The organism is Photorhabdus sp. CRCIA-P01 (genome assembly GCF_003545805.1).
Lineage (GTDB): Bacteria > Pseudomonadota > Gammaproteobacteria > Enterobacterales > Enterobacteriaceae > Photorhabdus > Photorhabdus antumapuensis.
The window spans coordinates 24,917-49,203 of the sequence record NZ_NMQR01000022.1; the positions used below are offsets into that span (position 1 = coordinate 24,917).

The window sequence follows — 24,287 nt, forward strand, 5'->3', positions numbered from 1 at the left end:
CTTCTCAACTCTTTGCTAATGGTTAATGGACTTTGATTGAATGCAATTAACTCTCGTTCTATCCCACATGCTTGTAGTCATGATTGCAGTAATATATATTGCTTGCAATGCATGCTAAATGAGGAAATGAATCTATGCCATCCATTACTGTCAGAAATGTACCGGACGAAGTGCATCGTGCCTTGCGGGTACGCGCAGCCACACATGGTCGTAGTGCTGAGGCCGAAATCCGCTTTATTCTGGAAAACGCCGTACAACCGGCGGGGCGCATCAAGCTGGGCTCTTTGCTGGCAAAAATCGGCCGCGAGGCGGAGGGCGTTGATCTTGAGATCGAGCGTGATAAGACACCTGCCGAGCCGATGAGTTTTGAATGATACTGCTAGATACGAACGTGGTTTCCGAGCCGCTGCGGCTCAGCGGCGACCCCGCTGTGGTTGCCTGGATAGATGAACAGAATGTCGAGACGCTTTACCTGTCCGCGATCAGCTTGGCTGAGCTTCGCTTTGGGGTTGCCGCGCTGTCCAATGGTAAGCGCAAAGATATCCTGCATAGAAGCTTAGAGCGGAGTGTTGTTCCTTTATTTACCGGTCGCATCTTGCCGTTCGATGCGGCCGCTTCGGAAGCTTATGCCGAGATCATGGCGCGAGCGAAGAGCGAGGGGAAAGCCATCGGGAAGGCTGACGGGTATATTGCGGCTATCGCAGCGGCGAATGGGATGATTGTTGCAACCCGCGACACATTACCCTTTGAAGCTGCCGGGCTTACTGTTATTAACCCTTGGAAGGGCTAATAACATAGTTGTTATGACTTTGGATTTATACCCGTCATCTTTCAAATTGCCTCTTTGTTGGTTGCACTCACTCACCCCGGTCACATAGTTTCCTATGCTCCCGGGGATTCGCTCCCTTGCCGTCGCGATGCATCTTGAAATCCATAGGGTATATAACCTGTTTTTTATTTTTTGAGTAAGTAAGTTAATATGATTTTTTTCCAGTATTAATATCAGGCGATTTCAACGACGCCATTTTCACAGTAGTTGTTTTCCATTAATTAGTCATAGTCTTTGATTGATATAGTCAATACCAGCCTAATGAAATGTGATTTCGTGAGCTTTTCGTCTAATTTATTCTTTTGTCACCATAAATTTGGCGAATTGATCGCCAAATTTATAACGTTTATAATCGATGTACATCAACATTGAAGGAGGTAAGGATATGAAGAGGCAAGTGAAAACAATGGCTCTTCCAGCGATGACAGCGGCGTTATTGGCGTCTCTGGCTCCTGTTCCGGCTAAAAGTACCGTTCTACCGATGACGGTAGTTGAGATACAGAAATCGGCAGGTTTGGTATCTACATTGACATTTAATCTGAAAGATGAACAGGTTTTTCTGCCTTTGTCAGAAGCGACGGCTTACTTGCAAAGTCTGAATGAGTACACGCGAAAGTCGTTATCTGAGGCTATCGCTCATCGTGTTGCTAAGGGGAGCGGTGGATTATTTTCAAATTCAGTACGCATAAGAAAATTAGCCAATGACAACATTGAATATTGCATAAAGATAAAAGAAGCAATACGTATCGTTTTGTCACCGGATAATCTGAGTAAAAATTTCCCAGATCCGTCTGAACGAGAAATATTTCGGGTAAATATTGTAAAGTTTGGTCGAGCAATAGCGAACTCTGAATATACTGCGTGTGATATCCTTTCGGCTATTGAACAAAGCTTGCCTCCGACAAAAACATATCATCCTGATAATTTACCTACTTCTAGAGAAATTAAATTGATGATATCAGCAGAACATAAAAATCTTGGTCTGTCAGCGCCGGAATTTTTATAATGGGAGTCAGTGTTACTGTTCATAAAGATGTTGAGTTTCATGAGGTTGCAATGGTTTATGCAAAGTTGTTAGAGCATTGGAAAAAAACAGCCTCATTACCTTCTGTATTTGGCCGGGATGGTCAATGGGAACATAACAGCAGGACTCTAGATTCAAACATCTATAAATTGCATATTAGAATGCCAGATGAAATGCCGTGGGAAGAGCACAAACCACAGATTGGCCGAAGCTCGAATAATTATTTAGTGTACGTGCGGCACTAGATGGATAGTGAGCGTTTTCAGGTGATTAGTATTATGAGCCCGAAAGCTCACGAATTAGCAAAGACGTCATTTCTTGCAGAGCTTGAGCGTAGGGCTGAGGAATTCCATTCTACTTGAATATTAAAGCTCAATCTCAATATCACTAAGTGGATGACAGCAGCAGGGTAAAATCTCGCCTTCATTAACAAAAGCCAGAGGTTTGCGTCGATAGCCCACTTTGCCTTTTATCAATCTGACACGACAGGAACCGCAATAACCTTCACGGCATTGGTATTCAGCTTGAACTCTACCTTGTTCCAGCGCTTCCAGCAGACTGTTATGTAGTTTGGGAGAGCTGTAGATATGGTAACCCTGCATACCATGCAGGGTTACTTTATAGCTTGTCATCAGAGTTCAAAATCACTCAGGTCGTCAGGGTTAACTTCAGCATCAATCTGACCAACCAGATAGGAACTGACTTCAACTTCTTGCGGCGCTACCTGAACATTATCAGACACCAGCCAGGCGTTAATCCACGGAATCGGGTTAGAACGCGTTTCAAATGGCAGCTTCAACCCAACAGCCTGCATGCGGATATTGGTGATGTATTCAACATATTGGCACAGAATATCTTTGTTCAAGCCAATCATGGAACCTTCTTTGAACAGGTAATCCGCCCACTCTTTTTCTTGTTCCGCCGCCTGAACGAACAGGTCATAGCACTGTTGTTCACACTCTTTGGCGATTTCTGCCATTTCTGGATCGTCTTGACCAGAGCGCAACAGATTCAGCATATGTTGTGTGCCGGTCAAATGCAGTGCTTCGTCACGGGCGATCAGTTTGATGATTTTTGCATTACCTTCCATCAATTCGCGTTCAGCGAAGGCAAATGAACAGGCAAAACTGACATAGAAACGGATCGCTTCCAGCGCGTTAACGCTCATCAGGCACAGGTACAGTTGCTTTTTCAGTTCACGCAGACTGACAGTAATGGTTTTACCGGCAATCTGATGTGTTCCTTCACTAAATAGCTGGTAATGATTAGTCATCTCAATCAGATCATCGTAATAAGCGGAAATATCTTTCGCCCGTTTCAGAATCTCTTCGTTAGTGACGATATCATCAAACACAACCGCCGGATCGTTAACGATATTTCGGATGATGTGGGTGTAAGAACGTGAATGAATCGTTTCGGAAAAAGACCAAGTTTCAACCCAAGTTTCCAGCTCAGGGATGGAAATCAAGGGTAGAAAAGCCACGTTCGGGCTGCGGCCCTGAATAGAGTCCAGCAGCGTTTGATATTTTAAATTACTGATAAAAATATGCTTCTCATGGTCTGGTAGCGCATTGTAGTCAATGCGGTCGCGAGACACGTCAACTTCTTCCGGGCGCCAGAAGAAAGAGAGCTGTTTTTCGATCAACTTCTCGAAAATCGGATACTTTTGTTGGTCATAACGGGCTACGTTTACCGGCTGTCCAAAAAACATCGGTTCCTGTAACTGATCGTTTTTGACTTGTGAAAAAGTGGTATAGGCCATAACTTCCTCAAATTAAATCTTACACGCGCCGCCTTCACAATCGGAATCAGCAGATTCCACGACTTCTTCCAGGTCATCCTGAACGTCTTCCGCACCATCACGGGTATTGTGGTAATACAGTGTCTTCACACCATATTTGTAAGCGAGCAGCAAATCTTTCAGTAGCTGATTCATCGGCACTTTTCCACTCGGGAAATGTGTCGGATCATAGTTGGTATTGGCAGAGATCGACTGATCGATAAATTTCTGCATGATACCAACCAACTGCAAGTAGCCATCATTACCAGGCATTTGCCACAAGAGTTCGTAAGCGCTTTTCAGACGCTCATATTCCGGTACCACCTGGCGCAAAATGCCATCTTTTGATGCTTTGATGCTGATGTAACCACGAGGCGGTTCAATGCCGTTGGTGGCGTTGGAGATCTGTGAAGAGGTCTCTGACGGCATCAAAGACGATAATGTTGAATTGCGCAGACCATATTGTTTGATATCGTTGCGCAATGCTTCCCAGTCATAGTGCAGCGGTTCATTGGTCAATGTGTCCAGCGCTTTTTTATAGGTATCGATAGGTAGGATACCTTTAGAATAGGTGGTTTCTTTAAACCACGGGCAAGCGCCTTGTTCTTTCGCCAGTTCATTAGAGGCTTTCAACAGGTAATACTGGATTGCTTCAAATGTTTTGTGAGTCAGGTTGTTAGCGCTGCCATCTGAGTAACGTACACCGTGTTTCGCCAGATAGTAAGCATAGTTGATGACACCAATGCCTAATGTACGGCGACCCATTGCCCCTTGTTTGGCGGCGAGGATAGGGTAGTCCTGATAATCGAGCAGGGCATCAAGGGCACGGACCGCCAGAATAGCCAGTTCTTCCAGATCATCAAGATTTTCAATTGCCCCCAGGTTGAATGCGGATAAGGTACACAGCGCGATTTCACCATTTTTATCATTGATATCATTCAATGGCTTGGTTGGCAGTGCAATTTCCAGGCACAGGTTTGATTGGCGCACCGGGGCGACTAAAGGATCAAATGGGCTGTGGGTGTTGCAGTGATCGACGTTCTGAATATAAATACGGCCGGTGGAAGCACGCTCTTGCATCATTAGGGAGAAGAGCTCAACGGCTTTCAGACGTTGCTGACGGATATTGCTGTCCTGCTCATATTTGGTGTACAAGCGCTCAAATTCATCCTGATCGGCAAAGAAGGCATCATATAGCCCTGGAACGTCGGATGGGCTGAACAGGGTAATCTCTTCACCTTTGATCAGGCGCTCATACATCAGTTTGTTAAGTTGTACGCCATAGTCCATGTGACGAACACGGTTTCCTTCAACGCCACGGTTGTTTTTCAGTACCAGCAGGCTTTCAACTTCCAGATGCCATAATGGATAGAACAGTGTAGCGGCCCCGCCACGAACGCCCCCCTGAGAGCAGGATTTGACCGCGGTCTGGAAATGTTTATAAAAAGGAATACAGCCGGTATGGAAGGCTTCACCATTACGGATTGGGCTTCCCAATGCACGAATGCGGCCTGCATTGATACCAATACCCGCACGTTGAGAAACATATTTCACAATCGCGCTGGAAGTCGCATTAATGGAATCCAGGCTATCATCACATTCAATCAACACGCAGGAGCTGAATTGACGCGTCGGGGTGCGTACACCTGCCATGATCGGGGTAGGCAGAGAAATCTTAAATGTGGAAGCCGCGTCGTAAAAACGGCGAATATAGCCCAGCCGTGTCTCTTTCGGATAACCGGAGAACAGGCAAGCCGCGACCAGAAGATAAAGAAATTGGGCGCTTTCATAAATTTCACCGGTAACCCGATTCTGAACCAGATATTTACCTTCAAGCTGTTTAACCGCCGCGTAAGAAAAATTCATATCACGCCAATGGTCGATAAACTCGTTCATTTGCTCGAATTCTTCTTTCGAGTAGTCTGCAAGTAAATGCTTGTCATATTTGCCCATTTCCACCATACGGGATACATGGTCATAGAGTGCCGGTGGCTCGAATTGACCGTAAGCTTTTTTACGCAGGTTGAAAATTGCCAAGCGGGCGGCCAAATACTGATAGTCAGGCGCATCACCGGAGATAAGATCAGCGGCCGCTTTGATCATCGTTTCATGAATATCCGAGGTTTTGATGCCATCGTAAAATTGGATTTGGGAACGCAGTTCTACTTGTGATACCGAGACATTTTTCAGTCCATCGGCTGCCCAGTTAACAACCCGGTGGATTTTATCAAGGTCAATTCGTTCTTTGTGGCCATCACGCTTTGTTACTAGCAGACTATGGTTCATGGACAGGCATACCTTACATTTACTTTCAAATTCGCTCCCACCTGTTTTGTGTCTTTACCCAGACCAAAACATAACCCTCTCAGTGGCGAAAAAACCCACGAGAGAGTAGTGGTAATGGAATGTTAAGGAACACAATATGTAGGGGGTACACTAAATAATGACAACAAGATAATGTTAAAAACAGCTTTTATCAAGTGCACAAAAATACGGATTCTTGTGGATAACTTGAGGACTAAATTTATTAAAAAGCCGGAAGCCTGCATCATTACTAGCGGTTGCTCTGACAGAAACACCGGCAAAAATGAGTAAAAAAATTCCTGAAAATAGGGTTTATTTGCCGATTTATTAATCTGTCGGATGAATATGTCAGACATTCTGGGTGTGTAACATATAATTGACGTCTACATTGTGACCAAGGCTAAATTTATCCGTTAACGGGTTGTAATGCAGGCCGATAATATGCTTTTCTCGCAGGGATGTTCTGTCAATCCAGCCTATCAACTCTGATGGTCGGATAAATTTCTTCGCATCATGGGTTCCCTTCGGTACCATTTTCAGAATGTATTCCGCGCCGATTACCGCCATAAGCCAAGCTTTTTTGTTGCGGTTAATGGTAGAAAAAAAGACGTGTCCACCGGGTTTCACTAACTGAGCGCAAGCATGAACGACCGATTGTGGATCGGGGACATGTTCCAGCATTTCCATACAGGTGACGATATCATAAGCTTGTGGATATTTTTCGGCGTGGCTTTCTACTGTTTCCTGTACATAAGTCACGGGGATACCTGTTTCAAGGGCATGCAGTCTGGCAACCTGAAGGGGTTCCGTACCCATATCCAGTCCGGTCACTTCTGCCCCTTCACGGACCATGCTTTCTGACAAAATACCGCCACCACAGCCCACATCCAAGGCTTTTTTACCGAAAATGCCGTCAGAACGTTGCAAAATATAATTTAGACGTAGTGGATTAATCCGGTGCAGTGGCTGAAATTCACCTTCCAAATCCCACCAGCGAGATGCAATCGCTTCAAATTTCTCTATTTCCTGTTGATCAACATTGTTTGGGGTGGAAGGGGTTTTGATGTTCATCAGCGGTTGTCGCTCCTTAAACTTTCTTTAGCAGGCGGATTCACTCCGTTCAGCCAGGGTTCACTCAGTTCTGAGATAGTATACACGGCTTAATTTTTGATTGCCCGTATCTGATTTTTATAAAACGGTTGGTTTGTGGTATAGTTCTAAACCTTTGAATTCGGAATGTATGAGGGATAGTGGGCTCCATGAGCGACATTGCCAGAGAAATCACCCCGGTCAATATCGAAGAAGAGCTGAAAAGCTCGTATTTGGATTATGCGATGTCTGTTATTGTCGGGCGCGCACTACCAGATGTTCGAGACGGACTCAAGCCGGTACACCGTCGCGTACTTTATGCCATGAGTGTACTGGGAAATGATTGGAATAAATCCTACAAAAAGTCTGCCCGTGTTGTCGGGGACGTCATCGGTAAATACCACCCACATGGGGATAGTGCAGTCTACGACACGATTGTTCGTATGGCTCAGCCATTTTCCCTGCGCTATATGTTGGTTGATGGTCAGGGTAACTTTGGGTCAGTTGATGGTGACTCAGCCGCCGCTATGCGTTACACCGAAGTGCGTATGGCAAAAGTTGCCCATGAATTGCTAGCGGATCTGGAAAAAGAGACTGTCGATTTTGTGCCGAACTATGATGGTACAGAGCAGATCCCGGAAGTGATGCCAACGAAAGTACCAAACCTGCTGATCAATGGTTCTTCCGGTATCGCAGTGGGTATGGCAACTAACATTCCTCCTCATAACTTATCCGAAGTTATTGATGGTTGTCTGGCTTATATTGAAGATGAAAACATCAGCATTGAAGGGCTGATGCAGTATATTCCTGGCCCAGATTTCCCTACTGCCGCGATTATTAATGGTCGTCGCGGTATTCAGGAGGCTTATCGGACTGGTCGTGGTAAAATTTATATCCGTGCCCGTGCGGAAATTGAAGTGGATGAGAAGAATGGCCGTGAAACTATTTTAGTGCACGAAATTCCTTATCAGGTCAATAAAGCCCGTCTGATTGAAAAAATTGCCGAATTGGTGAAAGAGAAACGTATCGAAGGGGTTAGTGCCCTTCGTGACGAATCTGATAAAGACGGCATGCGGATCGTGATTGAAGTGAAACGGGATGCGGTGGGGGAAGTGGTTCTGAATAACCTCTATTCCTTGACTCAACTCCAGGTTTCTTTTGGTATCAATATGGTGGCCCTGCATCAAGGTCAGCCTAAACTACTGAGTCTGAAAGATATTATTTCGGCCTTCGTCTGCCACCGCCGTGAAGTGGTCACTCGTCGTACCGTCTTTGAATTACGTAAAGCCCGTGAACGTGCCCATATTCTTGAAGCATTGGCTGTGGCACTGGCGAATATCGATCCTATTATCGAACTTATCCGTTTTGCACCGACGCCAGCCGAGGCAAAAGCCGCATTAGTTGCTCAGCCGTGGGAATTAGGTAGTGTTGCCGCCATGCTAGAACGTGCCGGTGATGATGCCGCCCGCCCTGAATGGCTGGAGCCACAATATGGCGTGCATGAGGGTAAATATTATCTGACTGAACAGCAGGCACAGGCCATTCTGGATCTGCGTTTGCAGAAACTGACCGGTCTTGAGCATGAAAAACTGCTGGATGAATATCGTGAGTTGCTGACATTAATTGCCGAATTGTTGTTCATTCTGGAAAATCCTGAGCGCTTGATGGAAGTGATCCGTGAAGAGTTGTTGGCGATTAAGGCGCAATATAGTGATGCCCGCCGTACTGAAATCACGGAAAATACGGCTGATATCAATATTGAAGATTTGATTAATCAGGAAGATGTGGTTGTGACCTTGTCACATCAAGGGTATGTCAAATATCAGCCATTGTCTGACTATGAAGCGCAACGCCGTGGTGGTAAAGGGAAATCCGCAGCACGTATCAAACAAGAAGATTTCATTGAAAGGCTGCTGGTGGCGAATACTCACGATACGATCCTCTGTTTCTCCAGCCGTGGCCGTCTGTATTGGATGAAGGTTTATCAATTACCGGAGGCGAGCCGTGGTGCTCGTGGTCGTCCGATTGTTAACCTGTTGCCGCTGGAGCAAGATGAGCGAATTACGGCGATTCTGCCGGTGCGTGAATATGAAGAAGGGTTATATGTCTTCATGGCTACGGCCAGTGGGACAGTGAAGAAGACCGCGTTGCAAGATTTCAGCCGCCCGCGCAGTGCGGGTATTCTCGCCGTTAATCTCAATGAAGGTGATGAGCTGATCGGCGTTGACCTGACTGACGGTAGTAACGAAGTTATGTTGTTCTCCGCGGAAGGGAAGGTTGTTCGTTTTGAAGAGGAAGCGGTTCGTTCGATGGGGCGTACAGCTACTGGTGTCCGTGGTATTAAACTAAACGGTGAAGATAAAGTTGTTTCTCTGATTATCCCGCGTGGAGAAGGAGAGATTCTGACTGTCACTGAAAACGGTTATGGTAAACGTACCGCTGAAAGCGAATATCCGATTAAATCCCGTGCAACGCAGGGGGTTATCTCGATTAAAGTCAGTGAGCGTAATGGTAACGTGATCGGGGCAATTCAGGTTGAACCAACCGATCAAATAATGATGATTACTGATGCTGGCACATTAGTACGTACAAGGGTGTCGGAAGTCAGCGTTGTTGGCCGGAATACTCAAGGCGTAACCCTTATTCGTACCGCTGAAGATGAGAAAGTTGTCGGCTTACAGCGGGTTGCTGAGCCCGAAGATGATGAAGATGATGAAGATGGGCTGGCGGCAGAAGGGGAAGAATTGAAAAGTGATAGCACCGATGATTTACCAGATGCTAACAGCAGCGAGTCAGTTGATCCGGTTTAAGTGAAGATATTTTTCCACTTAATTAAGAAACAGGTACTTCGGTGCCTGTTTTTTTAAAGGGATTTTTATTAATGTTGAAATATGCAACAGATGGGCCTTTTTAATCTTTAAGCTCAGGTATATCTTGTCATTAATGACATTGAATAATGCCGGTTTTTATTAGGTAACCTTTTGAGATATCTTTCTTCTTTTCGTACATCGCTGAAAATATCCCGTTATCTTTTCCGGGTGCTTGGCTTAATGTTGTGGGCATTAGGCGCTTTATTAACAGCTTTTTACCTGGTTAATATCTTTAATGAAGTTAAATCGGATATTCGGCAAGAATACAATGCTAATTATGACTCCACGCTCTCTTATGTGCGTCATACAGCAAGTGTTCTGCGGGATATCCAATATATGACAGAAAAGCATTTACTGAATTCTGATGGAAAAAATGCTATTTTTGATTTTCCACATAATAACCCGGCATTTTCTTATCATCCTTTGAACCAAAGCGCTGACTGTCATACTTTTCGCGACAACACGCATAGTTATTTAAATTCATTAAATAATCTTATCTTCTATTGGAAGGATAATCTTGCTGCGCCTCAGGGGTTGAATCAGGTTTTTCTGGTGGGTACGCAAAGTATGTGTATGGTAAGTTTTTCTATCCGTAATACCACGACTGAACCCGATACGTTGAAAAAAATAGTTTATGAAAATTCACGTAGGCTTATCAGCCTGAAAGAGCAAGGTAAAGAACGAAATGTTTATTGGGTTATACCGGGTGCAAGATCTGATAGCGGCCATCTCTACGTATTGGCGCCGGTATATGTAAGTGGTCAGATGGTTGCCATGATAGGCATTGAACAATTCATCAGATTGGACTCTTTTATTCAGAGACAAGACCGCCCAATTTCAATAACGTTATTGAATCGCAGTAATCAACCGGTGTTGCATTATCCAGCAAATGGTGACTATAAACTTCATTATGCTGATTATCAGTTGGAAGCGCCTTATTTTGGCTATGATGATAATTTTACTGATTTACTGTTAAAACGCCGGTTAATGCCATCTTCATTCAGTATCATTTATGCGCTGCCACTGAAAACTATTTTTGAAGGTTTTAAGCTACAGATTATTAGCAGTATTGTGCTTAATGCGTTATCTGCCTTCGTCATCATTATCTTGGTGTATCTGTTTGAGCGGAAAATGTTTTCTCCGGCTGAAGAGAATGCGATTCGTCTGGAGGAGCATGAACAATTTAATCATAAGATTGTTGCTTCAGCGCCGGTTGGGATCAGTATATTGCGGGTCAGTGATGGGAGTAATATTCTGAGTAATGAGTTGGCACATAATTATTTGAGAATGCTAACGCATGAAGATCGGGAACGGATTATTCATATTATTTGTGATAGAACCAGCAGTTATGTTGATGTTGTAACCAGTAATAATCATCATTTGCAAATCAGTTTTGTTCATTCCCGCTACAGGAATGAAGAGGTGGCAATTTGTGTCTTGGTTGATATTAGTGTCCGTGTGCGGATGGAAAAATCATTACAGGAAATGGCGTTGGCATCGGAACAGGCTAACTATTCTAAATCTATGTTTTTAGCTACCGTCAGTCACGAGTTGAGAACACCGCTTTACGGTATTATTGGAAACCTGGAGTTATTACAGGCGCATTCATTGCCTACTGAATCTGTCCGTTTGTTATCAACGATGAATAACTCTTCAGCGCTGTTGCTAAAAATTATCAGTGATATTCTCGACTTTTCAAAGATTGAATCTAAACAGCTTAAAATTGAGTCTAGAGAATTTTCCTGTCAGGAGGTTATTTCACATGTTGTTTCTAACTATCTACCGTTAGTAGTGAAAAAGCCGTTGACCTTGTATTGCTATATTGAACCGGATGTTCCGGATTATATCTGCAATGATCCGGTTAGATTACAACAAGTTATATCTAATCTGTTAAATAATGCGATTAAGTTCACTAATACTGGATGTGTGATTATACATATGACAGTTGATAGAGATTACTTATACGTCAGGATAAAGGACACCGGCGTCGGTATCTCTGATAAAGCGCTTATTCAGTTATTTGATCCATTTTTCCAGATCATGCCAAATACGGAAAGCTCATCTCAGGGAACAGGGCTTGGTCTGGCGATTTGTGAAAAATTGATCAATCTGATGGATGGTGATATTGAGGTCATTTCACAACCACAGATAGGGAGTATGTTTTCTATTCGTTTACCTTTATATGGTGCGAAATATAGGCCAAAAACTCAGCTAATAAATGAGTATCAACGAAAAATCATCTTGGCTATACGTAATCTTTATCTGGAGGAATTTTTACAGCGTTTTCTGGTTCATCATGGCTTACACACGGTTTTATACAGTGAGCAAAACACAGATGGTAGTGAAATTATTATCAGCGATTTTCCTGATGCGGTTATTTCCCCTGTATATGCTTATATTGAATTATCGACGGACTATATTGGCTCACCGGAACAAATCAGAGAAAACTATTGGTTACATAACACTTACCATTTACATGATTTGCCGGTAATGATTGAGCGGCTGGTTTCACCGAATCATAATGTGGTATTGAATACCGCCCCGCCTGTTTTTCAGGCAAACACTCGGTTTAATACTATTATGATTTTGGTGGTAGATGATCATCCTATCAACCGCCGTTTATTGGCTGATCAGTTGAAATCCATTGGTTTTCAAACAACGGTGGCAAATGATGGATTAGATGCGTTGGAATATTTGAAGGACGGGGGAATTGATATCATTCTGACGGATGTCAATATGCCTAATATGGATGGTTATGCGTTAACAATGTATTTACGGAATGATGGGTGTAAGTTGCCGATTATTGGTATTACGGCAAATGCACTGGCAGAAGAAAAACAGCGCTGTATTGATGCAGGAATGGATGATTGTTTGTCTAAACCGGTTTCTCTGGTGACTCTCACACAAGTACTGACGAAGATGATTTGAAACGATGATTTATAAAACAATGCCCGGTACAAATAATGCCCGGTACAAATAAATAGTTGCCGGGCATCGAGAGGACTTTCATGTTAAAACAACGAACGGTATTTACTGAACGTGATTGCTCGTATCGATAGTGACGGAAGAAAGATAATTGAGTAATGCAATATCGTTATTTACCCCCAGTTTTACCATAGCCGATTTTTTCTGGCTGCTGATAGTCTTGACACTGCGTTTAAGTTTTTTGGCAATGTCTGTTACCAAAAAGCCTTGGGCAAATAGACGTATAACTTCACTCTCTTTTTGTGATAACGGTTTATCACCATAGGGGGTTTTCGTCACTTTTTTCAACAGTTCAGAAACGCTTTCTGGCATAAATTTTTCCCCTTGTTTCAGGGCCGTCAATACATCAGGTAAATCTGTTGGTGCTCCTTGTTTTAAGACAATGCCTTCAATATCAAGTTCGAGTACAGTACTTAAAATTGCTGGATTATTGTTCATGGTTAGAACAATGATGGATAGCCTGGGATAATGGCGTTTGATGTATTTAATCAAATTGATCCCATCGCCGTATATGTCCCCAGGCATGGACAGATCCGTGATCAGTACATTTGCTTTAATACAGGACAAATTGTTGATCAACGTGGTCGAGTCTTCAGACTCAGCGACGACGTTGATCCATTCAAGCCGCTCAAGTGATTTGCGGATGCCAAACAGGACAATCGGATGGTCATCGGCAATAATGACATTAAGGTTATTCATCTTATTAGTTACCCTGCTGCAATAGCCTTTTAATGAAGGATTCAATACGGCTAATGCTATTCTTAATCTCTATTTCGTTACTGTCTGTTATGTGTTGTTCCAGTGTTTCGCAAGAAAGTTTGAGGAGTTCTAGGTCTAACATAGCAAAGACGCCTTTCAGGCGATGTGCTGTTTGCGAAAGCGATATCAGATCATATTGTTCTATACCAGTATACAGCTTATTAATATCTATCGGTACTGTCTCGACAAATAATTGTCGGTAATCGCTATCAGTTAGTTGTTTTTGATAACTATTTATAACATTGCCAAAATCGTAATCGTTGCTTTCATCGTTAAATGCTGACATTTCTAAATTTGCATTGAATTCGTTAAAACTGAAACTTCTCTCAATTAATAACGAAATGGCATTGATAACGGCTTCACTCAGATTGTAGTTACACTTAATATAGTCAGGTTTTATCTGCTCAAAGCCGGCCAGATTATCAACCAGCAATATAGCCGATTTTGTCGAATCATAGGGTTTATCCGTCAACATGATATCGTATTCTCTATTCATATTTTCTGGCTTTTTGTCGAAGTAAGCAGCGCCATAATGATGCAGATGATTTTGCACAATCTTACGGATCTCCGTATTGCTGATATCCAGCAAGGCAGTAATGTCTTCCAGTAGCGGCGGGCATGGGTCTTGGCCGATTATGAAGGGCAGACTGATAGCATAGTGCGTACCCAGGTTGGGTTTGCTGTTTATAGTAAAATGACCATTTAATTTTCTACATAATTGGTTACATAGATAAAAGGTCAGCCCTGAATTGGCTTGATATTTATCACCTGTCGCTTTGCTTAAAAATGGATAATTCAAATTTGTTAAGTCTGTTGAATTAAGCCCAACTCCTGTATCTATAATTTCGATTTGAATTTGTTCTTTGTATTCCAGGGAATAGTTAACGATGAGTGATATCTTGCCATAAGATGTGAGCGTGATTGCATAATTGACTAACATCAGGATGATTTTACTGATGGCAGTGCTATCGCCAATAAATAGTGATTCGGGATTAATATTACAATGATAATAATAATTCAATCCTTTATTATTCATCTTCGGAAACACTTTTTTAATAATGTTTTCTAAAATGACTGATAATGAAAATGATTCATTTTTTGCTTGCCATTCACCTGATTCTAATTCATTGAGTAATGAAATATTCTCGATCCAGTCGGATATATACTCGGATTTAGTTAATAAATTATCGACGATACGAACACTATTTTCTTCTATAAGAATTTGTTTCAGTTGGTAAGCGATATGATCTAATTCCTTTATTGGTTGTTTTAATTCAGAACGAATGTTGGTCAGCATAAAACGCCGAGCTTGTACACTCTTATCGTGTTCCAAATGGGCAAGTTGTAGACGCCGACTAATTAATGATTCCTGATCTTTATCTTGCAGTAAAAACAGATAAGTTTCTGGCAACAGGCGAATGCTGTACATTTTAATTTCATAGACTGAATCGTCAATTGAGGTTTGGATGACACCATGATGTTGCTTTGCCATCAGCTTAATTTTATTTAAATCGACATGTGGCAACAGATGATCGGCAATGTTATTGCACATAATTATCTGATTTACCGAGAAATCATAAATCAATAAGCCAATCGGGATATTGGAGATAATATCGTGACTTAACGCATCCTTGACTTGTAGCTCGTGGCTTATAAGGGCGTTTGGCGCGATATATTTTCTACGAATGTAAATAAGCCCACCTAAAGACAGGATAATAAATATGGAATCAGTCAGTAACAACCAGATGTTTCTGTATAACAAATCGATTAGTAAATCTTTGAGTGATATCCGATACAACAGTTTGTATTGCGTACCTTTGAGTGATTGAGAAAATTCGAGCCAGAAACCATTCTGTGAAATATTGACTTTATTGATTTCATGAGGGAGTTGTTCGTCATCCGACAATAAACTGAAGTTGGCGGCGGCCATATCCATAGGAAGAAGATGACAAATAGGCAAATCAAAAGCGATAACTGTTGCCAATTGACCCGGTGAATTGAACGTCGCCCGATAAGTATAAAAATAGATATTTTCGCCATTTAACTTACGGATTGATGAAATATTTTCCCGTTCATCTAACGCGGTGGATTGCATCAGCATTTCTGAACGTTTTGATTCGGCGGTCAGTGTTAGATAACTTTCTTTAAATCTCAATTCTGGTTTAAGAATAGAGTGAGTGGTTATCAGAAACAGGCTGTTATCTTTACCATTCAGATAGTACATGGAGTTGTATTCATTGCGGGTACCCCACAAAATCTCCATATAATTGGAAAGGCGTTGTGCCAATTCTACACTTGCAGTGCTGTGGTGACCAAAAATAATCGTGTCGATGGTTTGATAACGATTCTCAAGCCAGTAAACATCAGGTCGTAGCTTCATCGGTGTGACGAGTTCTGGTGGTTTAAAAGATGAGCTATTGGCTTGTTTAAAGATAGAATTAGCGTGGTAACGATAATCTTCTATCTGTAATACTATTTTGGTTGCAACACTGTTTAGCGCATATTTTTTCCCCATTAGCCAGGCATTGAAGTAGTTATAGCTGTATAAAAACAGGGACACAAAAAGCAGAATAATGAACAGACCGTAGTAACGGTTTATGGTTGATGAATTAATAGAAAATTGTTTGTTATACATTCGTTGAGTAAAAGCCTTAATAATTGCTTGGTTGTTTAGCGAGCTCGTTAAATTGGTGAATCTTATGATTCGATGTATTTAGGCTAATTTTAGCAGGATCGGGGCTGGAAAGGATATTATATACCTAATAGATTTCGAGTTGCAGCGCGGCGGCAAGTGAACGAATCCCCGGGAGCATAGATAACTATGTGACTGGGGTGAGTGAAAGTAGCCAACAAAGCAGTAGCTTGAAAGATGAAGGGTATAGATTGAGGATTGAGCGAACAGTAAGAGAATCACAGAATTTTTACGACAGAGGCTAGACATATTATCATGTTAGGAGCATAATCTCGCGCCATGGAAGGATGGCCGAGCGGTCGAAGGCAGCGGTCTTGAAAACCGCCGATGGGAAACCATCCTAGAGTTCGAATCTCTATCCTTCCGCCAAATACTGACCCCATGCACTTTCCATGCATGGGGTTTTTTCATTCCGATGTGCATAATTAATCCATTCTCATAACAATAAGGTGATTATCCGGTGCGCTGTAAAACCCGGTCCTTCAGAGGATGTCAATGTGGGTCCACGATTTATACCTAATAGATTTCGAGTTGCAGCGCGGCGGCAAGTGAATGAATCCCCAGGAGCATAGATAACTATGTGACTGGGGTGAGTGAAAGCAGCCAACAAAGCAGCAGCTTGAAAGATGAAGGGTATATTGACAAGAATGGTTTTTCAGGACAGATTCTTATTCAATAAAACCGTGGAGATGGCAAGAAATTAAACTGTTTTAATTGGCTTTGAATAACATGGATACAGCGGTTACAAACATAATGACAGCCGCACCTTTAAATAACATTCGTTGTGCTCGTTGGCTTGATAACAGATGCCGAATACTGAGAGCGCCGATAATAAATACCGCTCCTACGCTGAATAAGACAAAAACCGTCAGTGGTACTAACATGAGTCCCCAGTTTTGCAACGAGATAGATTCTATGTTAATCACTAAAGGTAATAGTGCGAGATAGAAGGCAATCGTTTTAGGGTTACTTAACGTTAGAGTGAGACCAGATAACCAGGCCACAGCCAACTCTTTTTTCTTAATGGGTTGGTCTTCACCAATGGGTTGATGATTGGCAAACCAGAACTGCCATGCCAGATAACTCAAATATAATGCGGCACCCCATCTCACCATAACAAATAAGGTGTCAAAACTGCTCGCGATAATGGACAAGCCAAAAACAGCAAAGGACAAATAAGTTAGATCACCAATAATCAGGCCAAACAACACACTAAATCCCGCCAGCGCGCCACTACTCACACTTCTGGCAACTAACGCTGCCATTCCTGGGCCTGGTATCGCCGCAGCAACAGTCAATGCCGCTGTATAGGTTACTATTTGTGACACTTCTAGCATATCTTTCCTCTCAAAATAACACCTTGAAGTAACGGAACACAGAAATGTCACTTGCGTATGCAAGTGACAAATAAGGGTTTTTTAGTATATACCCGTTATCTTTCAAGTTGCCTCTTTGTTGGCTGCACTCACTCACCCCGGTCACATCGTTATCTATGCTCCCGGGGATTCGCTCCCTTGCCGTCGCGATGCATCTTGAAATCCATTGGGATATAGACAATAACGACATTTTTCTAATACTGAACGTCTTACGTTTGGCATATTTTCATCCAAAATAATTAAGACATTTTTATTAGTTGTCGAATGACTTCCCGAGAAAATACCATATCTTGAACGGCCAAACCAACGGATTGAAAGAGAGTCACACCCTGATCGCACAAATTGGAATGAGATTGAGAAACGGTACCAATTTCTATCCCAATGTCTGACCCGTTAAGAATGCCTTTCTCCCTTGCTTTAATAACAGATTGAGAGGCGGCAAGTATCGATTCATTGGAATCAGTAAATAGGGTTGTATTGCTATACATATCTTCGCTGAGTTCCTGGAATCCCAGTGCCGAAGCGCCAATGGCATTGACATGACATTTAACCGGTAGCTCTTTTCTATTGAGTATAGGGTCACGCGATGCCGTGGTTGTGCAAATGATGTCACTATTGAGTACAGCCTCAGCAGGTGAGGCTTTGATCGAAATGGGAAGATTGAGCGTTTTATCACACCATATGGCAAATTCTCGGCATCTTTCTGCATTACGACCCCATAAAGTGACTTCTCTAATCGGGCGTACATATAACATGGCTTGCAAATGTGCTTTTGCTTGTAAGCCAGTGCCAAGTATCGCTAACCGGCTAGCATCCTTTGCGGCAAGAAGATGGGTTGCATAAGCAGAAGCGGCGGCGGTGCGAATTTCTGTGATAGCGCCGGCATCCACCGCGGCAATCCCTGAAACACCTGGCTCGTCGTAAACCAGCACGCTACCGATGTGTGAAGGTTTATCGCTATTGCTTTGAAACCTCACTACCACCGACTTTAACCCAAACCCTTTGTATGGCCCCTCCTTAATATAAATCGGCATGGTGCCCATTAAGCCGTCTTCACCTTTAATGATATTGCGCAAAGGTTGTTCTACTTTTCTTTCCGATTGCAATTTAAATGCTATTTCACTTAGCTTAAGACTAAGTTCCATCGTCAAATAACGCGCAACGGTTTCTTTATCGACATAAAGCATATTGATGCCTTATAGATCATCTAGCTTGAATTTATCATCAATCTCGGTTCCGGCAATGCTATTGAGAATTGTCGACATATTCTTTTGAGAAACTCCTAACACCACATCCAGCATATTCTCTTTGCTGAAACCACGGCTTAGGAATAGATCAATAGCACTTCTTTTCAATTGTCCCCGGCAGTAAATAACCTCTATGGTAAGTTCACGCAGTGCCAATAATCGTGGGGAGAGATCGTCGGTTTTTTCAATCAATGCCTTAACTATTTTTTTGTCCACACCATTATGAATTGCAATATAGCCGTGTGCCTGAACCGTGTAATGACAACCATTTTCTACTCCGGTTGTAATCCACACCACAGCTTTTTCCTCTTCATTCAGTGAACTATCAATAAATAGGTCGTGTGCTCGTTGGTAAGCGGCTAATAGTGAAGGAGATTCTGACATATAACCACTTTGGTTAGGTATCCAGCCGAAATCATTAATCGAACTTTGAAGTAATTTTTTACTTTTTTCAGGTGTGGTATCAATGGTGTGTAGAGTAAGTAAAGACATAATAACCTCTGTATATTGAAATTTTAAATAGATCTATATATTTGCCTATTTTAAAGCAACATTAGCTTTTATGCGGCTGTAAATACTGACCAAAGCATTTGAATTGGTCGAATATGAGAAATAAATTTTAAATTGTGTAATTTTGCTGCTACTTCTGTCGTGAGTGCGGCATCTACCTCTGAATTCGCGACAGCTTTTGCGGCTGAACTGGTTGAGTCTTTAAAAATGATATCTGCAATTTTTAGATTATCAGGCAACAATTCTGGGATTAAAGCCTTTGGTGCCGGATGGGTTGCAATGACGATATTATCTGTCGTTAATTCATCACGAATAGCGATACCATAATTAGGTGTATAATTTAAAAATGCGGATGACAAGTTAAACCTGTTATCCATATAAAACTCACTGATATTGTAATAAGCATTGGCTACCACTAATGCCTGGCAGTTATTTAAAATAATTTGATTACTTGCTTCTTCGTAAGTATTACATAAAACAACTTGGTAATTTTCGGCGACTTTATTTTTAATGGCAAATTCACCAAAACGAATAGCGGATTGTTCGCTACTTGTACCTGACGGGCCTAAGGTAGCAATATTTAGAACATCAAATGTATCTTTGTTGAAACTAAAAAAAACACATTCCATGATGTCTCTCCTGGAATTACACTAATAAACCGGATTTAACCAATGTGAGAACTCATCTATTCTGCCTCTGATTATTTCTTGATAATCTTTGGTAATAATATTGGCTATAGAATCTTCTTTTTGTATATATGACACATCGTCTATTTGTGAAACAATTGATATTTCAAGGCCAGTACCTGTTAAAAAACAGCCATTTGCTTCATAGAGATCCTTTTTTTGAATTTCTGACTCAATACAGGGAATATTGCGGAATTTACAAATATCGAAAACAGATTGTCTGGTTATTCCATTAAGAATGCCAGCGCTAAGCGATGGTGTAATAACGCAATTATCTTTTACAATAAAAACATTTGATGTACTTGCTTCTGCGCACATGCCTTGTTCATTCAGCATGATAGCATCATCAAATCCGTTTTCTTTGGCATCTTCATGAGCAAGTGCGGAATTAACATAAGTGCCGGTAATTTTGGCAGATGATGGAATTGCCGCATTTGATACACGTCGCCATTTTGAAATAAGACATTTAAACTCTGCTTTTTTGGCATAAGCGCCCATAGGTAAAGCGTTAATACAGAGGGTTGAGTTTACACCACTTAGCTTAACGCCAAATTTCTCACCCGGCATTAACGATTTTTTAAGCACTAATGGCCTGATATAAATATCTTGTTTGAAGCCATTTTTAATAATGATATTTTTAGTAATGTCGGTTAACTCCTGACTGGTATAGGGTAATTCAATTTTTAATGTTTTAGCTGATTGTATTAACCGTTCATAGTGCTCATGCGCTCTAAATAGATTAAGTTGGTTATTGTCTTGATCCCAATAAGCCCGGATTCCCTCGAATGTCCCGGTGCCATAATTTAAAGCTTGTGTATTGGCAAGAAAGGTCGCATTGCTAAAATTGAGATATTCTCCGTCTAGAAATACGATCCAATCTTTATTAACCGGGCTAACGATATTGTTTGTCATTTAGTTGCCCTCTTGTTCATGATTTCTAAAGCCGAATTTCGTTCAATATTGTTGGTATCATCTCTCAGATCATGGATGCGCGCTGCTTTCCAGCTTACCATTGCCGCGGTTCCAATAAGCCCACCAACATCTCCTACATGGACATCGACATTCATATTGAATTTGGATTCCATTTTTTCCTTTATCTTGCTAATGAGTGACGCATCATTTAATTCGTCGCTCGGTTCCAAAGTGATCTTAAGCTCATCTATACCGGTTGTGTTGTGGATTTCGATAAAATATTCAAAACAATATTCGAGCTCTTCAAAGATGGCATTTTCAATATCAAAAGCATACACATTGGCATTGTTTAATACTAATACATCTTTTACTCTGCCGATGGGTTCTATTTCCCATTGATTTAAGTCTATTGCTTTACAGCGAATCATATCCCCTGTTTTGTATCGAATCAGAGGTTTATTCCCTTTATATAAATGGGTAATCACTAATTCACCAGCAACGTGATTATCACCAACATTGAGCTTTTGCTGAGTAAAAGGGCAAATGAGTTCGTAATAATTGTTGTATGGAATAGTAATAAGCTTATTGGTATTGTCACAAGCCGCCAAGATTGACGTTTCTTGTGAGGCATACATACAGTTGTAAATTTTAGCACCCCAATTCCGAGATAAGTTTCTTAATCTATTCGGGGTAATAAGCTCGCCAAGCACTAAAATGATCTCGATACCTAATTCTTTGGCATCACATGCGTTGTTCCGGCAATATTTTAGCAACTCGGCGGCGACCGCAGGTGTACAAACTAAAGCGGTTATTTTGAGGTCTTGTATCAGTCTGAGTACTCTGTGCATACCAACAACGGGTGAACGAGGCCACATTTTGATAACGGTATGCCCTAAACTGCGAAATACGTCTTCAAATGTATCTCCAGTGGAGTGTAATTCCGTTGGACCCATCACGCCAATAATATGTTGTTTGCCTTCTTGATTGAAAATAGACTCATATTGCAGAGTCAGAAAACTGTTATTGACTAAAGAGTCTATTTCATTGCGAGGACAAGGCGTTGATGGCCCAGTCGTCCCTGTGGTTTCATAATATATCCAAGCGTTACTTAGGCTATCTGAAGATATCGTGTTTCCCGCCTTACTTAGATCTGATTTTGTCGTAAAAGGAAGTTTTTCAATCAATGAGGATAAATTTTCATCATCATTTAGGTTTATTGCGTCTAGACGCTCTTGATAGAAAACTGACCCATTTTTCGTATAATTTATGATTTCTTTTAATTTTTCGTATTGTATTTTTTCCAATGCGGAGATATTTATCTCGCCAGACAGATATTTTTTTAACTCGGTAAGGTATTTCATACCTAATTCATGAAGTTCATTTCTAAAAATGGAATACATATATGTTACCTGGTTATTTATAAAGTGGTAAGTTGCCAGTGAGTTTATTGATATCTTTCTTTGGTCCAACTATGCCAATTCCAGATAACTTCAATTCATCCGAATGCTCAGAAGATAATTTTCCTTCGTATTCCTCATATGTTCTGCATGATTGTGCTAAACAGGAGAAAGGGCTCAATTTAAAATTATCGTTAGATTTTAATTCATTATGAATAGCGTCCAGTACATCATGACTTGCTTTCAAAATAGGCAAAGGCGTTTTAATGACACCGGGATAACAAATGCTATCTTTACTAAAGACATCGTGTCCTACAATCCCGTTGATATTTCTACCAATTGAAACACTAATGACGCTCAGTGCATTCATGGCTAACCCAAGTGGCAGACTATCAGCGATAACGACGACACTTTTATGTAGGTTTTCGTCAAACTTCATACGACTTTCCTATTAACTGAGTGAAATTTATCAACTTATTTATATCGATAATAATATCCGAGACTGTCCATGTACTTATTTCTTTCCATAGCACCACGCCTTTTATATGATCGGGGTGATGCATATATATGTTCAGGTCTTCGTAACTTTCAAAGTAACCAATTAAACTAAAGTCAACTGATTGCTTTCTGTCTACCGTACTGCGACCACAAAACCATCCTTTAATTTCACTTATCTCATTTATATGATTTAAAGTCATCTTCTCTGCTAATATAGCCTTTTCACTATCCCAGCTTATTCCATCCTTGAAGGTAAATAAGACTTGATGTGCAATTAAGTTGTTTTTGCCCAGCATAATTTACCTCATAATTAATGGTTTTGAGTTATAATAACCTATAGAAACGATCTGATTTATACCTAATATTAGCGCATGCCTGATTTAGTTTTTTTGATTTGCATCTAATTTAAATAGCACATTGCATTTATAGCAGTCAACTATTTCACTATGGTAATGATTTAAAAAAAGTGGGAATGACAATGATAAGAAAGCTGTTATGGCTTGCCTTTGGCTTATAAAAAACAAGCTCAATTTGATTCCGCTTACGCTTTGAAAACATGTTTTGTCGCCTTGTGTTCTACCGTATTTTGAGTATTTGCTTTTTAACATGTTAACAGAGCCTTATATTGCTTGGAGACAAGTTATTGCATTTTGATAAGAAACTATAGCAATTCAGAGGATTCGAGGCAGTAGCCTTGCGTTAGTGGACTTTCAAATCAAGGTATGTCGTTGAGCATGTCACTAATGATAGGTGTTTTGGTAATATTTTAAAATAATCTATTATTTATGCTTGATTGTTTGCAATGGGTTGTAATATACTGCGCTCGCTTTCAGGGGCTAGCCCTGAAACACGCCGGCTTAGCTCAGTTGGTAGAGCAACTGACTTGTAATCAGTAGGTCACCAGTTCGACTCCGGTAGCCGGCACCAAATCAAATAAGAAGCCGTTATCTTTTTAAAAGGTAACGGCTTTTTTCTTGTCTGATAATAGACAATGCTGTTTATATATCCAGTTAATCCTGCTATTTTCCATTACAATTTCCCGCTGAAACGAGTTTATAAATTCATAGCATGGTTAAACTTACGGTTAAGCTGGTTGAAATGAAACCACGTAACTAGAAATACAGGATGGCAAATTTTCAGATAATACAGATTTATTTTCGCTGGTAAAAACTAACAGAGAAAAATATTAGCGTTTGGGATGTCTGTTTTCCAGACATGAAAGAATGTTTGCTATAGGCGTATGCCCATCTATTCGTTTGGCGGGAACTGAAAATAAGATGAGATAAAGTAGGAAATAGCAGGAGTATTAGATGCGGTGAAAGTATGTCA

19 protein-coding genes, 2 tRNA genes and 1 pseudogene are annotated in these 24,287 nt (G+C 41.3%); 8 read left to right on the forward strand and 14 right to left on the reverse strand.

The annotated features are described in order from the left end of the window. Positions 1-134: 134 nt before the first annotated feature. From D3222_RS13955 to D3222_RS13970, 4 genes and pseudogenes are all read left to right on the forward strand, one after another. A complete protein-coding gene (locus D3222_RS13955; RefSeq protein ID WP_118986704.1) occupies positions 135-374 on the forward strand; it encodes a FitA-like ribbon-helix-helix domain-containing protein in 240 nt (79 codons plus the stop codon). Then, complete coding sequence (locus tag D3222_RS13960; RefSeq protein WP_118986705.1) at positions 371-790, forward strand: type II toxin-antitoxin system VapC family toxin; 420 nt, start codon at positions 371-373, stop codon at positions 788-790. Before D3222_RS13955 ends, D3222_RS13960 begins: the two co-directional genes overlap by 4 nt. Before the next feature lie 424 nt (positions 791-1,214). Continuing rightward, the gene (locus D3222_RS13965) at positions 1,215-1,835 is read left to right on the forward strand and encodes an iron-sulfur cluster assembly scaffold protein SufA (RefSeq protein ID WP_118986706.1); all 621 of its coding nucleotides are present in this window, start codon (positions 1,215-1,217) and stop codon (positions 1,833-1,835) included. Between the two features lie 50 nt (positions 1,836-1,885). Next, positions 1,886-2,215, forward strand: a pseudogene (locus tag D3222_RS13970) (type II toxin-antitoxin system YafO family toxin). Positions 2,216-2,218: 3 nt separating this feature from the next. Here D3222_RS13970 and yfaE read toward each other — a convergent pair. From yfaE to ubiG, 4 genes are all read right to left on the reverse strand, one after another. After that, positions 2,219-2,485: a class I ribonucleotide reductase maintenance protein YfaE gene (gene yfaE / locus D3222_RS13975; protein WP_036781049.1), complete on the reverse strand. Its 267-nt coding sequence runs from the start codon at positions 2,483-2,485 to the stop codon at positions 2,219-2,221. Continuing rightward, on the reverse strand, positions 2,485-3,615 hold the full coding sequence (gene nrdB / locus D3222_RS13980; RefSeq protein WP_118986707.1) for a class Ia ribonucleoside-diphosphate reductase subunit beta: 1,131 nt from the start codon (positions 3,613-3,615) through the stop codon (positions 2,485-2,487). Before nrdB ends, yfaE begins: the two co-directional genes overlap by 1 nt. A gap of 12 nt (positions 3,616-3,627) precedes the next feature. After that, positions 3,628-5,919 carry a class 1a ribonucleoside-diphosphate reductase subunit alpha gene (gene nrdA, locus D3222_RS13985; RefSeq protein ID WP_118986708.1) on the reverse strand — a complete coding sequence of 764 codons (2,292 nt, stop codon included), beginning with the start codon at positions 5,917-5,919 and terminating at the stop codon, positions 3,628-3,630. Positions 5,920-6,285: 366 nt separating this feature from the next. Beyond that, complete coding sequence (ubiG, locus tag D3222_RS13990) at positions 6,286-7,008, reverse strand: bifunctional 2-polyprenyl-6-hydroxyphenol methylase/3-demethylubiquinol 3-O-methyltransferase UbiG (protein WP_118986709.1); 723 nt, start codon at positions 7,006-7,008, stop codon at positions 6,286-6,288. Between the two features lie 188 nt (positions 7,009-7,196). Between ubiG and gyrA the strand changes: the two genes are divergently transcribed. Together gyrA and rcsC are read left to right on the forward strand one after the other, a co-directional pair. Beyond that, positions 7,197-9,836 (forward strand): DNA topoisomerase (ATP-hydrolyzing) subunit A, encoded by a 2,640-nt coding sequence (gene gyrA, locus D3222_RS13995; protein ID WP_118986710.1) that lies wholly within the window; start codon positions 7,197-7,199, stop codon positions 9,834-9,836. A 171-nt stretch (positions 9,837-10,007) separates the two neighbouring features. After that, positions 10,008-12,824 carry a two-component system sensor histidine kinase RcsC gene (gene rcsC, locus D3222_RS14000; RefSeq protein ID WP_118986711.1) on the forward strand — a complete coding sequence of 939 codons (2,817 nt, stop codon included), beginning with the start codon at positions 10,008-10,010 and terminating at the stop codon, positions 12,822-12,824. 102 nt (positions 12,825-12,926) lie between these two features. On the opposite strand, the gene rcsB is transcribed toward rcsC, so the two are convergent. Together rcsB and rcsD are read right to left on the reverse strand one after the other, a co-directional pair. Beyond that, on the reverse strand, positions 12,927-13,580 hold the full coding sequence (rcsB, locus tag D3222_RS14005) for a response regulator transcription factor RcsB (protein ID WP_118986712.1): 654 nt from the start codon (positions 13,578-13,580) through the stop codon (positions 12,927-12,929). Positions 13,581-13,584: 4 nt separating this feature from the next. Then, positions 13,585-16,275 carry a phosphotransferase RcsD gene (gene rcsD / locus D3222_RS14010; RefSeq protein WP_118986713.1) on the reverse strand — a complete coding sequence of 897 codons (2,691 nt, stop codon included), beginning with the start codon at positions 16,273-16,275 and terminating at the stop codon, positions 13,585-13,587. A gap of 338 nt (positions 16,276-16,613) precedes the next feature. Here rcsD and D3222_RS14015 point away from each other — a divergent pair. Next, positions 16,614-16,701: transfer RNA gene (locus D3222_RS14015), tRNA-Ser, on the forward strand. 341 nt (positions 16,702-17,042) lie between these two features. Here D3222_RS14015 and D3222_RS14020 read toward each other — a convergent pair. From D3222_RS14020 to D3222_RS14055, 8 genes are all read right to left on the reverse strand, one after another. Further along, complete coding sequence (locus tag D3222_RS14020; protein WP_118986714.1) at positions 17,043-17,669, reverse strand: LysE family translocator; 627 nt, start codon at positions 17,667-17,669, stop codon at positions 17,043-17,045. A gap of 278 nt (positions 17,670-17,947) precedes the next feature. Further along, entirely contained in the window at positions 17,948-18,895 is a 948-nt protein-coding gene (locus D3222_RS14025) for an ornithine cyclodeaminase family protein (protein WP_118986715.1), read from the reverse strand. Positions 18,896-18,904: 9 nt separating this feature from the next. Then, entirely contained in the window at positions 18,905-19,447 is a 543-nt protein-coding gene (locus tag D3222_RS14030; RefSeq protein WP_118986716.1) for a carboxymuconolactone decarboxylase family protein, read from the reverse strand. Positions 19,448-19,515: 68 nt separating this feature from the next. Then, complete coding sequence (locus tag D3222_RS14035; protein ID WP_118986717.1) at positions 19,516-20,094, reverse strand: prephenate decarboxylase; 579 nt, start codon at positions 20,092-20,094, stop codon at positions 19,516-19,518. 21 nt (positions 20,095-20,115) lie between these two features. Then, positions 20,116-21,063: a branched-chain amino acid transaminase gene (locus D3222_RS14040; RefSeq protein ID WP_118986718.1), complete on the reverse strand. Its 948-nt coding sequence runs from the start codon at positions 21,061-21,063 to the stop codon at positions 20,116-20,118. Next, entirely contained in the window at positions 21,060-22,463 is a 1,404-nt protein-coding gene (locus D3222_RS14045) for a phenylacetate--CoA ligase family protein (protein WP_118986719.1), read from the reverse strand. The genes D3222_RS14040 and D3222_RS14045 overlap by 4 nt, the downstream gene beginning before the upstream one ends. Before the next feature lie 13 nt (positions 22,464-22,476). Further along, a complete protein-coding gene (locus D3222_RS14050) occupies positions 22,477-22,899 on the reverse strand; it encodes a DUF2000 domain-containing protein (RefSeq protein WP_118986720.1) in 423 nt (140 codons plus the stop codon). Then, complete coding sequence (locus tag D3222_RS14055; RefSeq protein ID WP_118986721.1) at positions 22,889-23,254, reverse strand: Dabb family protein; 366 nt, start codon at positions 23,252-23,254, stop codon at positions 22,889-22,891. The genes D3222_RS14050 and D3222_RS14055 overlap by 11 nt, the downstream gene beginning before the upstream one ends. 555 nt (positions 23,255-23,809) lie before the next feature. On the opposite strand from D3222_RS14055, the gene D3222_RS14060 reads away from it, so the two are divergent. Next, positions 23,810-23,885, forward strand: a tRNA-Thr gene (locus D3222_RS14060). The last annotated feature ends 402 nt before the right edge of the window (positions 23,886-24,287 follow it).

Bases quoted from the DNA above. Each gene is read 5' to 3' on its own strand.
- D3222_RS13955 (WP_118986704.1), top strand. From the start codon at position 135: ATGCCATCCATTACTGTCAGAAATGTACCGGACGAAGTGCATCGTGCC.
- D3222_RS13960 (WP_118986705.1), top strand. From the start codon at position 371: ATGATACTGCTAGATACGAACGTGGTTTCCGAGCCGCTGCGGCTCAGC.
- D3222_RS13965 (WP_118986706.1), top strand. From the start codon at position 1,215: ATGAAGAGGCAAGTGAAAACAATGGCTCTTCCAGCGATGACAGCGGCG.
- yfaE (WP_036781049.1), bottom strand. From the start codon at position 2,485: ATGACAAGCTATAAAGTAACCCTGCATGGTATGCAGGGTTACCATATC.
- nrdB (WP_118986707.1), bottom strand. From the start codon at position 3,615: ATGGCCTATACCACTTTTTCACAAGTCAAAAACGATCAGTTACAGGAA.
- nrdA (WP_118986708.1), bottom strand. From the start codon at position 5,919: ATGAACCATAGTCTGCTAGTAACAAAGCGTGATGGCCACAAAGAACGA.
- ubiG (WP_118986709.1), bottom strand. From the start codon at position 7,008: ATGAACATCAAAACCCCTTCCACCCCAAACAATGTTGATCAACAGGAA.
- gyrA (WP_118986710.1), top strand. From the start codon at position 7,197: ATGAGCGACATTGCCAGAGAAATCACCCCGGTCAATATCGAAGAAGAG.
- rcsB (WP_118986712.1), bottom strand. From the start codon at position 13,580: ATGAATAACCTTAATGTCATTATTGCCGATGACCATCCGATTGTCCTG.
- rcsD (WP_118986713.1), bottom strand. From the start codon at position 16,275: ATGTATAACAAACAATTTTCTATTAATTCATCAACCATAAACCGTTAC.
- D3222_RS14020 (WP_118986714.1), bottom strand. From the start codon at position 17,669: ATGCTAGAAGTGTCACAAATAGTAACCTATACAGCGGCATTGACTGTT.
- D3222_RS14025 (WP_118986715.1), bottom strand. From the start codon at position 18,895: ATGCTTTATGTCGATAAAGAAACCGTTGCGCGTTATTTGACGATGGAA.
- D3222_RS14030 (WP_118986716.1), bottom strand. From the start codon at position 19,447: ATGTCTTTACTTACTCTACACACCATTGATACCACACCTGAAAAAAGT.
- D3222_RS14035 (WP_118986717.1), bottom strand. From the start codon at position 20,094: ATGGAATGTGTTTTTTTTAGTTTCAACAAAGATACATTTGATGTTCTA.
- D3222_RS14040 (WP_118986718.1), bottom strand. From the start codon at position 21,063: ATGACAAACAATATCGTTAGCCCGGTTAATAAAGATTGGATCGTATTT.
- D3222_RS14045 (WP_118986719.1), bottom strand. From the start codon at position 22,463: ATGTATTCCATTTTTAGAAATGAACTTCATGAATTAGGTATGAAATAC.
- D3222_RS14050 (WP_118986720.1), bottom strand. From the start codon at position 22,899: ATGAAGTTTGACGAAAACCTACATAAAAGTGTCGTCGTTATCGCTGAT.
- D3222_RS14055 (WP_118986721.1), bottom strand. From the start codon at position 23,254: ATGCTGGGCAAAAACAACTTAATTGCACATCAAGTCTTATTTACCTTC.